Here is a 13,202-nt window from a genome sequence, read left to right as displayed (position 1 = left end):
TATATGATTCGAGGAGAAAAATTGACTGCTGTGATACCTGTAAGGTCTGGTTCCACGGGCATTCCGGGGAAAAATTTGTTAAAGATCGAAGGGGAAACATTAATTGAACGAACGATTAAAAAAGCCAAAAAATCAAAATTTGTAGATAACATTTGGGTAACTACAGACGACCCTGAAATGTATAAAATTGCTGATAGATTTGGTGCAGCACCTCCAAGTTTGCGCCCTTCAGATTTGGCTACAGGAGAAGCCAAAACAATAGATGCCGTAAAGCATCTTTTAAAAGATACAGATACACAATCGGGTTACATCGTATTGCTACAAGTAACCACACCTCTGTGGACTGTAGAAGATTTGGATCATCTTTGCAAAGAATTTGAGGATAATAAGGGTGCTAATGCGGCCGTAAGTGTTGTTAAACATGATGCACCTCATCCTAATAAAGTCATGAAAATAGATAAGGGTTGGTTACAATCCTACCTTGGTAATAATGTCAGTGTCCCGCGACAAAGCCTGCCAGAAGTTTATGCGTTAAATGGTGCATTTTATCTGTTGTCGATTTCGAAGTTAAAAGAGGTTGGGAAATTTGTTCCGGATCGATCAATGCCTTTTGTAATGCCGGCAGAACGAAGTGTAAATTTAGACGGGCCATTAGACTTAGCACTATTAAAAGGGCTTTTGGGAGATGCTATTCACACATGATTTTTTTAATTATTGAGTAGATATTTTTTGAAATAGTATTATTTTCACGGATTATAAAAAATCTATCACCAAATAATAAAGATTGCAATTCCTCTATGACTTCGAAAGTATTTAAATGCAATGTTTGCGGTTCAACATCAGCAGAACATTTACTTACAATATATAAGCCGGACCGATTTGAAAAAGCAGAGGGCGTTAATGAAACAGGTTATAAACGAAAATGGGTAAAATGTGAAAATTGTGGTATGGCTGTTAATCACATGTCTAAAGTCTCTGAGAAGGCGATAAATAATGTGGCGAGTTCATACTATGAAATTGATTTGGGTGGAAAATCAGAGCTCCAGAAAAAGTTTGACTATGTTATGAATCTCTCAGAAGAGGAATCTGATAATTTAGGGAGAGTAAATCGAATCATTGACTTTCTTAACAAACATTTTGATGATCCAAATGGAATTGATATTTGTGATGTAGGATCTGGACTTGGTGTTTTTCCAAGTAAATTGATTGAGGTTTCTGATTCATATGGTATTGAAAATCTCAATATTATAGGAATTGAACCAGATCCAATATCGTATTCGTTTCTTCAGAGCTTAGATCGTTTTCCCGTTGTAGATGGTTTTTTCCCAGATGCGGTAAATGGTAAAAAGTTTGATCTCATCACTCTCAATAAAGTGCTCGAACATATCTCAGATCCTGTAGATATGTTGGATTCAATTTATAAGAAAGTAAAAGACGACGGAGGTTTAGCCTATATTGAGGTACCTTGTATTACAAATACTTCTTATAAACCCCCACAAGATGGGAGTTTGGGTGCACTACACTATAATTTGTATAGTATTAATACTCTTAGTTCACTTATTGATAATACGGGATTTCAAACAGTACTAGCTGAAAGAATTACCGAACCGAGCGGGAAAATTTCTGTTTATGCTATTGCCGCAAAAATTTAGAATTGAAATTCATCAATGTTTGGTTAAGACATTCAATTAAGAGATTAATTGTTAAAATAAAATGAAAACAATTATTTATAACTCATACTATTAATTGTAAGTTGTATATATGTTCTTCATCAACAAAGTATGATAGCATAGATATAACAGTTTTTAACATTGGGCAAATTAACATCTTAAAAGTATGTTTTTCTAGAAATGGTAATTTTTCATAACTATTGCTTGAGAAATTAATTAGAAATAAAACTTAAAAACTTTTTATCCTTTGAATATTCAGGAAATTGTTTCTCTTTTTTCAGGGCCAAATGGTGAGAATAAGGCAAGAGAATATTTAGAATCGAATAATGTACTTCCTTTAATCCTTCAAGAATCTCAACAAATAGAGGGCAGGATATCACCAGATCTAAGGGATTTGGCCAGGTTACACGCTACAATTAGAGCCAGAAAAATCTTTACTATCTTGGAGTTTGGAATTGGTTATTCAACAATTGTAATGGCTAAAGCTCTTAAAAAGAATCAAGAAGATTGGGATGAGCTTGAAAAAAAACCACTTGTTAGGAAATCAACACCGTTTGAAGTGCATTGTGTTGATGCTTCTACAAAATGGATTGATGTTACCCTGAATGGTATTCCTCCTGATTGTAAGCATATTGTAAAGACACATGAAACTAAAGTAAACTCCGGGTTATTTAGTGGGAGAAGCTGTCATTTTTACAATCAAATACCCAATGTGATACCTGACTTTATATATCTTGACGCTCCCCATCCCAATCATGTAAGAAAACGTGATGGCAAAAATTCAAAATGGAGCAAAAATAAAGATAGAGTCATTATGTCTGGTGATTTGCTGAGAATGGAACCTGTCTTATTACCAGGCGCATGTATTCTTGTTGACGGTAGAACTGCAAATGCACGTTTTCTGAAGCATTTCTTTTATAGGAATTGGTCTTTTATAAGAGATGAAAATGGAGACGTTACAGCCATGGAACTTCAGGAAAAACCTCTTGGAGATATCAATAAATCTACGCTGAAATATACACTTGGAAAACGAATAACTGAATGGGTTAAGGAGTAGCAATTATTTGATGTTAAACAGTATTGTATTATTGATTCAGAATCATAAGATTAAACTGAAAAGTGTTTTAAAAGAAAGTTAAACAAAAAGTGATTTTGTAAAACCATCAAAAATCATTCCACATAAAAAAAACGTGGATACCTGATGGGGTTTACTTAGTTAAAGCTTTTTATTTCATTAATAATTGAAACTAAAATTCCAAGATTTAAAAAGTGCATTGATTTAAACAACTAGTTTATCATTATTACGATACCATCTAGTATTTTGATTTTTTTGTTTGATATTTCAAAAGTGCGTAAAATACTTAGAAATAACGTTTTAACTGTTATTCAGTTGGCTATTTAAAGAGAACAAATTTGTTTATGGCTTGGTACCATACAGTTGACAATAGTTACGAAATTATAATCGTTTAAAATCTTTTTTGTATGCTTATTGCCATAAATTTCCATTATATACGTGAAAACTATGATGAACCATATCCCAGCATTTTTGGAATAACACCTCAACAGTTTTCAGATAGATTGGATCAGATAGGTAAATTTGCTGATTTTTTAAGCATTGAAGATCTTGTTAACATTATTGAGGGGGAAAAAAAGCAACCTGAAAAATCGGTAGTTATTACATTTGATGACGGTTTTAAGGAGCAATATGAATTGGCATGGCCCGTCTTAAAAAAGAAAGGTATTCCCGCAATTTTCTTTGCAAATACAAACCCAATAGAAGAAAAAAATGTAACAACTACGCATAAAATTCATATTCTTCGAGCTTATACGCCACCCCTGGATTTTCAAAGAGTTTTAGAAAATACTCTTCGGGAAAATGATATTGAAATTAACTATCCGGACGTTAATATAGCCAGACAAGCTTATCAATACGATGAACTTGAAACTGCTAAATTAAAATTTTTTTTAAACTACTCCTTGGATCATGACCAGTTATCTGAAGTGATAAATGATATGTTTTTAGAACTGAATTTTAAAGAGTCGGAGATCAGCCAAAATCTTTATATGACAAAAGAAATGATCAAAGATCTTGCTCAAAAGGGTGTTCTTGGAACACATGGGCATACACATAGGCCGTTGGGTTTAATACCGGATGAGGAAGCGAGCAACGATGTTAAAACATCTTTAAATAAATTAAAAAAGTGGACGGGAGTAAATGTAAAAGCTCTTAGTTATCCTTTCGGAAATAAAAAAGCTTGCAGCAAAGCTGTAGCATCAACTGCTTCTGAACATGGAGTGAAGTTTGGGTTTACAATGGAAAGAGCTGGTAACCCAAATTTAACATCTCCTCTTTTTTTAGCAAGATATTCAAATAGTGATTTACCGAAAGATCGTGTCAATACTTCATTACAGAAATTTTGGGAAAAAATCTCTCACGCTGAATGGTATCGTTGAAAAAAAAGTAGGTCAATATGTGCAGAGTGCTTTTAATTACAAGTAATAAATTAAGGCATAAATACGTAGCTAATAAAATTGCTTCACAACTTGATCTAACTGCTATTATCTCTGAAGAGAAAGCAGCTTCAACAACCCCGTCAAGAGAAAAGAATAATAGGGAAACTAAAATTATTCAAAAGCATTTCGATGAAAGGAGCAGCACAGAAAAAAAATTACTGGGTCAAGTAGACTCCTTTCCGAAATCCATAGAAATTCAGAAAGTTGAACGAGGTCAATCCAATTCTGAAAATGTATTGGAGTGGATCCAAAGCCAAAAGCCAAATGTAATTCTCCTTTATGGCTCAGGAATTATTAAGGCACCACTGTTAGATTATTACAAAAATCGTATTATTAATCTTCATCTTGGACTTTCACCATATTACAGAGGTTCCGGTACAAATTTTTGGCCACTTGTTGATGGAAACCCAGAATGTGTAGGGGCAACTATTCATATTGCAACTCCCGACGTGGATGCAGGAGGGATATTGTCTCAAGTTCGTCCAAGAGAAATTTGTCGCTCAGACAGAGCCCACGATCTTGGTACGAAAACTATTATTACAGGAAGTGATATGCTATGTAAGGTTGTACCTTTTTATATGAAGAATAAATTACAACCGGTCAAACAAGACTTGAATAAAGGAAAAGTATTCAAGCGAAAAGATTTCAATGCTGGAGCAGTGAAAAAAATGTGGCAAAATTTAGAAAGTGGAATGATTGAAGATTATATAAAAAATAAACAAAAAAGAGATAGCAAATATCCAATCGTTTCACCAAATTTATAAAAAGGGGCTTCATTTAATATTCAAAAAAAATCAATTCAGCAAGATGATTCGGGTATAGCAAATCTTAAAAGAACAAGAAAAATGGATCAAGAAAAAAAAGTAAAGAAATTTGAAACTGCATTTATTGTAAAAGATGCAAAAACCTATACAAACGCTGAAGAAGCTTGGTTTCAATTTTCGGGTAATAAAGAAGGATCTATACTCTTTATAATCATTCCCAAAGAGGATCCAAATAATACTCTTGATATATTTAATGAAACGATTGACCCGGATAAGTGGGAAAAAATTATATGGTATAAATCTCACAGTAATTATGCTCCGAAATGGTTAAAAAGAAAAATGAAAAAATCGTTGCTATTCAAGCTAATAATGAATGGCAGGGAATATATTTACAATTTCTTAGACAGAATTGGTCTTGATCGTCTTGGAAAAAAATATGGACCAATCGATGTTGTTTTTTCCGGACATCGAAATACCCAAGAACATCTTGCTTTTGCCTTAAAGCCTAAGGAGTTATATATCATGGATTCGGGAATGAGAATTCAAAAAAGAATTCAACCCACTGGATATATCAACGATCGAAAACGTTCAAAGAGAAAACCAATTAGTTACATATTACACAAATTAGTTGCGTTCAAAATATTTGATCGAAAAAAAACAAAAATATTTACTGTCTATAATGATTTAATCGAAACAAAGCACCAAATCGTTGAAAACGACTATTCCTATCGAAAGATGCTGGTGAAGAAGAAGATTACGGGTGATGATGTTTTTTTTGTTAGTTCCCCGATTTTTAACAGAGAAAATATCAGTATCCAGAATTATATTGTTTTTATAAAGGAAATATTTGAAGAACTAAATCTTGATCCTTCTAATGTTATTTATATACCTCATCCAGTGTACGAGAAAAAGAAAGAGGTACAATTGATTGTTGATAGTCTTGAATGCAGAGTAGATAACAGGGATATCCCGATTGAGACTAAAATTGCTTTAAATGATAAACTACCAAAGTTGTGTGTTTCTCCATATTCATCATCAATAGCGAATATTGCATCATTTTCTGAAGGTAAATTCCCCTTAGCATATGCCTGGCATCCTGAAATAGATTGTTTTAAGGAAATGGTAGTTTGGAAAGAAAATTTCATTTTTAAAAATCCTAACATTAAGCTTATAGAACTTAAAAATGTTACATCCATCTTTGGTTTTAAAAAAGATGATTGCAATAAACCAAAGTATAAAAATTTTAAGGATTGGGATGCAGCTATGATAAAGAATGAAGCTTGAGAATTGGATCATTTTTTATTTGGAAGAATTCATTCAGAGAATATTACAGACTTTGAGATTTATTGTTTATCAAATAATGAGCGATAAATAAATTTGAAAATAAATCTCAGTATTTAGTTCGCATCTTTACTCATCTTTTTCCAGCTTTTGACGTTAGCTGTTTATTGGGGCATTATGTTTTTCTAATTTTTTCACTTACGTGTCAAGACATAATTATAGCATCATTTCACGCTATGTTTAGGAATGCTAAATCCATGATGATTAAATGAATTGCTTTGAAAAAAAACTTTCAAATAATCATACAAATATTGAATAGCGTTTTCCTATCAAACATTTTTTTAGAATGTTTCGTGAGAATAAATTAAATACACCAATTGATAATCTGTTGTATTTAACTTCACTAGAGGGATAAATTTTATTTTTCAGATTACTATAAATAATCTTAGTTGAATGAATATAATTGACGTTTTAATCCCTTACGAAGAATCAAGAAAAAGAAAGTTACCGTTTTTTAAAGCTTCTTTTTTTGATGCCATTTCCTCAAGAGACTGGTACCCTGTTATAAGAAATCGAAGTCATTTCAAGGATTATGGTTTTGAATTTAGATTTTTTACTCCGAAGAATCTGCCGGATGATAAAAATCCGAATTGTATAATTATTGATTCTGCAATAAAGAGAGGGAAAAATATGAACTGGGATATCGTCAAAAATTTAATTCGAAGGTTCAAAAAAGAGGGTCGTACAGTAGTTCTTTTCGACAGTAAGGATAGTCATAATATGTTGATGGAACTTCTTCCTTTAGTTGACTTCTACATGAAGAAGCAGTTTTTAAAAAATCGTATGTTGTATAACTACGCTTTGGAAGGAGGAAGGCTTTTTACCGATTACTATTCAAAAGAATCAAAGGGTTTAGAGTGGAATCCTAAAAAGAATAGAGCATCTGTTTACAAAGATATATTTAAAGCGAATAAAGATAAATTAAGAATATCCTGGAATATATTAATGGCCATAGATGAGTTTAGAACGTTTAGGGATTATATCCGTTTTTTTAGTTCCAAAACTGGAAAAATAAACTACATCGATCCAAACAAACGTAGAAAGATAAAACTAAATGCAAATTTTTCTACCAGTTATGAAAGTGAACTTGTTGCTTTACAGAGAATCCATTTAAAAAAGATTTTAGATAAAGAAGGATTTGCATCAGGAAATTCAACGGGAATAGTTCCAAAAGAAATTTATAAGGAAAATTTAAAAAACTCAAAGGCCGTTGTTAGTCCATTTGGCTGGGGAGAAGTTTGTTACAGAGATTTTGAATCTTTTATTAGTGGAACAGCACTTATAAAACCTGATATGCAACATATTGATACATGGCCCGATTTATATGAGCCAAATAAGACTTATTTACAAATTTCATGGGATAAAAATCAATGGGGAAGTGAGATTGATAAACTATTAAATGATGAATCATTACTGTTGAAAGTTGCTACCACCGGACAGGAGAAATATCGAAAAATTTGGACCCCGTCTGGGCAAAAAAAATTTTGTGAGAGATTTTCATCACAGCTAACCGAATTCATAAATAACTGATACAAAAGAAAGAGCTATTATATTATAAAAAAATTTTCAGCTAGGTCCTTTTCGTTTTTAACGCTTTACTACAAAAATAATTTCAACTGATTACCGTATCAGGATTTAAATCAGGAAAGGATGTAAACATTATTTTATGAAAACTGTCTTTTTTTATACAAATATGAGTAACACTCTCCATCATTAAAGATATTTTCATTTTTACATCGGGAAGAGGAAAGTATTTTGAAAATCAAGGTTTTAAAATCATTTCATTTAGTCATGTCTCAGTACTTATCATTATTATGATACTTTGGTTCGTGGGACCCATATTTTTATTGGTTTGAAAGAGGATCATAAATCCCTATTTCTTAAGATTTAGACACATTTACTAACTAACTATTTAACAATCATTAATTATAGTTTTTATGACGATATCAGAAACACTTATTGACATCTCCGCCGATGCAGGAGAAGCAATCTTGAATTATTACAAGGATGAAATAAAAGTAGAAACAAAAGACGACGAATCACCACTTACAAAAGCCGACCTTGCTTCTCATCATGTAATTGTGGATGCATTGAGAAAGTTGACTCCCGAAACGCCTGTTATTTCTGAAGAAAGTGGTCTGCCAAAATATGAGGAGAGGAAAGAATGGAAAAAATATTGGCTCGTTGATCCGCTGGATGGAACAAAGGAGTTCATAAAAAAAAATGGGGAGTTTACAGTTAACATCGCATTGATTGAAAACAATAAACCTGTTATAGGAGTGGTTCATATACCCGCTAAGAAAATCACTTACATCGGGCAGAAATCTTTGGGTTCATATAAGATAGATTCGGATGGAAATAAAACAGAGGTTATTTCAACTATACCTGGCAAAAATAAAAAAGTATCGATAGTCACAAGCCGATCGCATGGTTCGTCTGACACAGAGGACCGTATTGAAAAGATGGGATTTATCGTTGGAAAATCAGTGCCGGCAGGAAGTTCTCTTAAATTTTGTTTAGTGGCTGAAGGAACCGCAGATATTTATCCCCGGTTTGGCCCTACCATGGAATGGGACACAGCTGCCGGTGATGCCGTATTTCGATACTCGGGAAAGGATGGTGAAAGATACTCACCACTTGAATATAATAAGCCATCTATGAAGAATGGTGAATTTGTAATTGGACATAAATAGAAAATGGATATCCAACGAATAAAGTCTTACTTTTAAGACTTCAAAAAATTAGACTAAAAACGAAGAGTTAAATTACATGCTTCGAGAAAATAATCATCTAAAAGAACTGGAAGATGAAGGGATTTATGTGATGAGAGAAGTAGCAGCCCAATTTGAGCGGCCGGTACTTCTTTTTTCAGGAGGGAAAGATTCCATTTGTATGTTTCATCTTGCACAAAAAGCATTTTACCCGGGGAAAATTCCTTTTCCACTTATGCACATTGACACAGGACATAATTTTCCTGAAACAATTGAATTCAGGGATAAACTTGTGGAAGAAAATGACCTTGAATTGATTGTTGGTTATGTTCAGGATTCAATTGATGAGGGACGTGTTAAAGAAGAAACAGGGCCGGATGCAAGTCGAAACGCCCTTCAGACCGTCACTTTGCTGGATACTCTGAAAAAACACCAGGTTGACGCAGCAATTGGTGGGGGACGAAGGGATGAGGAAAAGGCACGGGCTAAAGAACGTTTCTTTTCACATCGCGATACATTTGGTCAGTGGGATCCTAAAAATCAAAGGCCCGAATTGTGGAATATTTTTAATGGGCGAAAAAATCCGGGTGAAAGTTTCCGGGTATTTCCATTAAGTAACTGGACCGAGATGGACGTTTGGCAGTACATTGCCCAGGAAGATATTGATATACCTTCACTTTATTTCTCTCATGAGCGCAAGGTATTTAACCGACGTGGAGTTTGGCTTGCCGACACTGATTATGTAAACCGGCAGGAAGATGAAGAACTGGAATCAAAGACTGTACGGTTCAGAACAATTGGTGATGCCACTTGTACAGGTGCCGTACTTTCAGATGCATCAAATATTAAAGAAATTATTGATGAAGTTGCTTCTGCCAGACAAACAGAACGCGGTAACCGGCATGATGATAAACGAAGTGAGACTGCCATGGAAGACCGTAAACGGCTCGGATACTTCTAAGAATGGTTTAAGGTTTCAGGTTCAAGGTTCAATGTTAAAAAATTCATAACCCTAAACCTTAAACTTTGAACATTGAACTTTACAATCTCCAGATTTTAAACAGAATTAAGTAGAATACATGAGCAACTCTAACGGACAAAGCGGAAACAAATACCTTGATATGGACCTGCTAAGATTCACAACAGCGGGTAGCGTCGATGATGGAAAAAGCACGTTAATTGGTCGACTTTTATATGACTCAAAATCCATTTTCGAGGATCAGATGGAAGCGATCGAAAAATCAAGTAAAAGCAGCGGAGAAGAACAGGTAAATTTGGCTCTGCTTACGGATGGATTAAAGGCGGAAAGAGAGCAAAAAATTACTATAGATGTTGCTTATCGGTACTTTGCAACTCCAAAGCGTAAATTTATCATAGCGGATACACCGGGTCATATTCAGTATACCCGAAATATGGTAACCGGAGCCTCCACAGCTGAACTCGCCGTAATTCTTGTCGATGCAACCAAAGGATTGTTAACTCAATCAAAGCGACACGCATTTATATCATCACTGCTACAGATCCCTCATTTGGTAGTAGCTGTAAATAAGATGGATCTGGTGAATTACAGCAAGAACAGGTTCGAAGAGATTGTCTCTGAATTCAGGGATTTTGCGCACAAACTGGATGTGGATGATATCACATATGTTCCAATATCAGCTTTGAAGGGAGACAATGTTGTGGATAAAAGAGATAACATGGAGTGGTACAACGGGTCTACTTTACTCCACATTCTTGAAACCGTGAAGGTTGACTCAACACAGAACATAGTCGATTTTCGATTGCCGGTTCAGTATGTAATTCGTCCAAATCAAAACTTCAGGGGTTTCTCAGGAAGAGTATCATCCGGAAGGGTAAGGCCCGGCGAAGAAGTGATGGCTCTGCCTTCACGAATGACCAGTAAAGTGAAGGAGATTGTTACAAAAGATGGTAACCTTGAAGAAGCCCATCCCGGTGATTCAGTAACCGTTACGTTGGAGGACGAGATCGATATTAGTCGTGGAGATATGATTGTTCGGAAAAATAACGTTCCGAATGTGAATAATCATTTTGAAGGGTATCTCTGCTGGATGACGGAAGAACCGATGGAGATGGAAAAGGCTTACATCATTAGTCATACTACACGAACGGCCCAGGTTTTTATTCAGGATTTAGTTTATAGAATGAATGTAGATACGATAAGCAGGGAGGAAGCAGAAACACTAAAACTCAATGAAATTGGCCGTGTAAAACTGCAAACATCCATGCCATTGTTTTTTGATCCCTATCAACTTAATCAGAAGACGGGAAGCTTTATTATTATCGATCCTGCAACAAATGTTACAGTTGGTGCCGGTATGATACGAGCCGGATCAACAGTTTCAAGTGATGAGGAATTCTTGATTGAAAAGGATGAATCTCTCCCTGAATCTTCTCCAAACGTAGTTTGGGAGCCATGGAATATTTCACGAGAAGAACGTGAGGATAGAAATGGTCACGAAGCAAAAATTCTCTGGTTTACTGGGATATCCGGGGCTGGTAAGAGTACTATAGCAAAAGCGTTAGAGAAAAAACTTTGGGAGAGCGGAAAACAAACAATTTTATTGGATGGAGACCAGGTACGCCATGGTTTAAACCGTGATCTTGGTTTTAGCCCCGAAGATCGGTCCGAGAATATCAGGCGGGTAGGGGAGACAGCCCGGTTGTTTTTTGAACATGGTAATATTGTAATTTGTACGTTTGTATCCCCTTACAAGAAAGATCGCGATATTGTGAGTAGCTTGTTTCCTGAAGGTAAATTCCATGAAATACATATAACATGTGATCCCGGAACGGCACAAAAGCGAGATCCAAAAGGGCTTTATGAAAAAGCTAAAAGAGGAGAGATTACAAACTTAACAGGGTTTGATGCTCCACATGAAGCACCGGAGGCAGAATCTTCAATTCATATCAATACTGATGATTTAAGTATCGAAGAGAGTGTAGAAAAATTACTGAAATTGATAGAGTAATTTTGTGTCTCTGTTATAAAACGGTCTCAAGTTAGAAAGCAAAGATTATTCTTTGCCTAATAATTTAGATAAGCAAAAGTCTATCAATTCAAATGTATACCGGTGTTTTTTGAAGAATGAATAATAAGATAGTTCTTACCGGCGTAAGAGGGTTTGTTGGAACAAATCTAAAAAAGTATTTATCACAGAAAACCGATTTTATACTTGTCGGTGCTTCAAGAGATAAATATTCTTTAAAAACTAGTTCGGCTTATTTAGACGACATATGTTCTTACGATGAAATCTATAAGGGGACTCATGAATTTGATGCATATGTGCATTTAGCCGGCAAAGTTATAGGCGTAAATAATAAGGGCGAGAATAACGATTTTTTTGAAGTTAATTATGAGCAAACAAAAAGAGTGTTTGATCGCTTCGCAAATGATCCATCAGCGAAGAAATTTATCTTCATTAGTACAATTCATGTACTGACCGAAAAACCACAAGGTGTATTAGATGAAGAATATAAGCCGCAGCCATTTACGCCATACGGTAAATCTAAATTTCTAGCTGAGAATTATATAAAAGAGAATTGCCCTGACGGTAAGAAATATTACATCCTTCGGCCTTCAATGATTCATGGACCGGGAAATAAAGGTAATCTGAATTTGCTCTATGCATTGATCAGTAAAGGATTGCCTTATCCTATTGGGAAGGTCAATAACAAGAGATCTTTTGTATCAATAGAGAATTTCTCATTTATCATTAAAGAAATTTTGTCAAACGACATCAATGCAGGTTTGTACCATATAGCGGATGACGAACCCACCTACACTCACGATCTGATTCAACTGATTGCTACAGAGCTTAATATGAAACCTAAGATTATCAACATAAATCTAAATTTGTTGAAATTTGCAGCAAAGCTTGGAAATTACCTTCCAATTCCGATTAATGAATATCGGCTGCAAAAACTAACCGGTGACTTTGTTGTATCAAATGAAAAAATTAAGGAAGAGATTAGGAAACCTTTGCCGATAACAGCAACTGAAGGGTTGAGAAGAACGATTAAATCCTTCGTAAAAAATTCGTGAATATATTTGAAGGTCGTTCTCTTCAAAGAAATATTTTCTATAGATAACGTGAGTTCGAGATAAAAAAGTGGAATTTTAGCAGTAGGAAAGCAGGATGTTTCGTATATTTAAGTATCTGTTAAACCTTAACTTAACTACT

11 protein-coding genes are annotated in these 13,202 nt (G+C 34.6%); all 11 read left to right on the top strand.

Annotation, left to right across the window (positions count from 1 at the left end; genetic code table 11):
* The first annotated feature begins 3 nt into the window (after window positions 1–3).
* The 11 genes from L6773_RS19720 (at window position 4) to L6773_RS19670 (ending at window position 13,063) form a co-directional block, all read left to right on the top strand.
* Window positions 4–702 carry an acylneuraminate cytidylyltransferase family protein gene (locus tag L6773_RS19720; protein WP_237856321.1) on the top strand — a complete coding sequence of 233 codons (699 nt, stop codon included), beginning with the start codon at window positions 4–6 and terminating at the stop codon, window positions 700–702.
* Window positions 703–797: 95 nt separating this feature from the next.
* Window positions 798–1,652: a class I SAM-dependent methyltransferase gene (locus L6773_RS19715; protein ID WP_237856319.1), complete on the top strand. Its 855-nt coding sequence runs from the start codon at window positions 798–800 to the stop codon at window positions 1,650–1,652.
* Between the two features lie 265 nt (window positions 1,653–1,917).
* The gene (locus tag L6773_RS19710; protein ID WP_237856317.1) at window positions 1,918–2,727 is read left to right on the top strand and encodes a class I SAM-dependent methyltransferase; all 810 of its coding nucleotides are present in this window, start codon (window positions 1,918–1,920) and stop codon (window positions 2,725–2,727) included.
* Between the two features lie 425 nt (window positions 2,728–3,152).
* Entirely contained in the window at window positions 3,153–4,124 is a 972-nt protein-coding gene (locus L6773_RS19705) for a polysaccharide deacetylase family protein (protein ID WP_237856315.1), read from the top strand.
* A gap of 26 nt (window positions 4,125–4,150) precedes the next feature.
* Window positions 4,151–4,948, top strand: a complete 798-nt coding sequence (locus L6773_RS19700) for a formyl transferase (RefSeq protein WP_237856313.1) — start codon at window positions 4,151–4,153, stop codon at window positions 4,946–4,948.
* An 81-nt stretch (window positions 4,949–5,029) separates the two neighbouring features.
* Entirely contained in the window at window positions 5,030–6,232 is a 1,203-nt protein-coding gene (locus L6773_RS19695) for a polysialyltransferase family glycosyltransferase (RefSeq protein ID WP_237856312.1), read from the top strand.
* Window positions 6,233–6,682: 450 nt separating this feature from the next.
* The gene (locus tag L6773_RS19690; protein WP_237856311.1) at window positions 6,683–7,819 is read left to right on the top strand and encodes a hypothetical protein; all 1,137 of its coding nucleotides are present in this window, start codon (window positions 6,683–6,685) and stop codon (window positions 7,817–7,819) included.
* A 407-nt stretch (window positions 7,820–8,226) separates the two neighbouring features.
* On the top strand, window positions 8,227–8,982 hold the full coding sequence (cysQ, locus tag L6773_RS19685) for a 3'(2'),5'-bisphosphate nucleotidase CysQ (protein WP_237856310.1): 756 nt from the start codon (window positions 8,227–8,229) through the stop codon (window positions 8,980–8,982).
* A gap of 76 nt (window positions 8,983–9,058) precedes the next feature.
* Window positions 9,059–9,961, top strand: a complete 903-nt coding sequence (cysD, locus tag L6773_RS19680) for a sulfate adenylyltransferase subunit CysD (protein WP_237856308.1) — start codon at window positions 9,059–9,061, stop codon at window positions 9,959–9,961.
* A 118-nt stretch (window positions 9,962–10,079) separates the two neighbouring features.
* Window positions 10,080–11,990, top strand: coding sequence for a sulfate adenylyltransferase subunit CysN (cysN, locus tag L6773_RS19675; RefSeq protein WP_237856307.1), 1,911 nt, complete (start codon window positions 10,080–10,082; stop codon window positions 11,988–11,990).
* Window positions 11,991–12,106: 116 nt separating this feature from the next.
* Window positions 12,107–13,063 carry an NAD-dependent epimerase/dehydratase family protein gene (locus tag L6773_RS19670; RefSeq protein ID WP_237856306.1) on the top strand — a complete coding sequence of 319 codons (957 nt, stop codon included), beginning with the start codon at window positions 12,107–12,109 and terminating at the stop codon, window positions 13,061–13,063.
* The last annotated feature ends 139 nt before the right edge of the window (window positions 13,064–13,202 follow it).

Origin of the sequence: Rhodohalobacter sulfatireducens (assembly GCF_022012475.1) — a bacterium.
Classification (GTDB): domain Bacteria; phylum Bacteroidota; class Rhodothermia; order Balneolales; family Balneolaceae; genus Rhodohalobacter; species Rhodohalobacter sulfatireducens.
This window is presented reverse-complemented; position numbering and strand designations above follow the sequence as displayed.

What these genes read in the sequence shown, in the direction of transcription:
- L6773_RS19720 (WP_237856321.1), top strand. Translation starts at nt 4, where the DNA reads ATGATTCGAGGAGAAAAATTGACTGCTGTGATACCTGTAAGGTCTGGT.
- L6773_RS19715 (WP_237856319.1), top strand. Translation starts at nt 798, where the DNA reads ATGACTTCGAAAGTATTTAAATGCAATGTTTGCGGTTCAACATCAGCA.
- L6773_RS19705 (WP_237856315.1), top strand. Translation starts at nt 3,153, where the DNA reads ATGCTTATTGCCATAAATTTCCATTATATACGTGAAAACTATGATGAA.
- L6773_RS19695 (WP_237856312.1), top strand. Translation starts at nt 5,030, where the DNA reads ATGGATCAAGAAAAAAAAGTAAAGAAATTTGAAACTGCATTTATTGTA.
- L6773_RS19690 (WP_237856311.1), top strand. Translation starts at nt 6,683, where the DNA reads ATGAATATAATTGACGTTTTAATCCCTTACGAAGAATCAAGAAAAAGA.
- cysQ (WP_237856310.1), top strand. Translation starts at nt 8,227, where the DNA reads ATGACGATATCAGAAACACTTATTGACATCTCCGCCGATGCAGGAGAA.
- cysD (WP_237856308.1), top strand. Translation starts at nt 9,059, where the DNA reads ATGCTTCGAGAAAATAATCATCTAAAAGAACTGGAAGATGAAGGGATT.
- cysN (WP_237856307.1), top strand. Translation starts at nt 10,080, where the DNA reads ATGAGCAACTCTAACGGACAAAGCGGAAACAAATACCTTGATATGGAC.
- L6773_RS19670 (WP_237856306.1), top strand. Translation starts at nt 12,107, where the DNA reads ATGAATAATAAGATAGTTCTTACCGGCGTAAGAGGGTTTGTTGGAACA.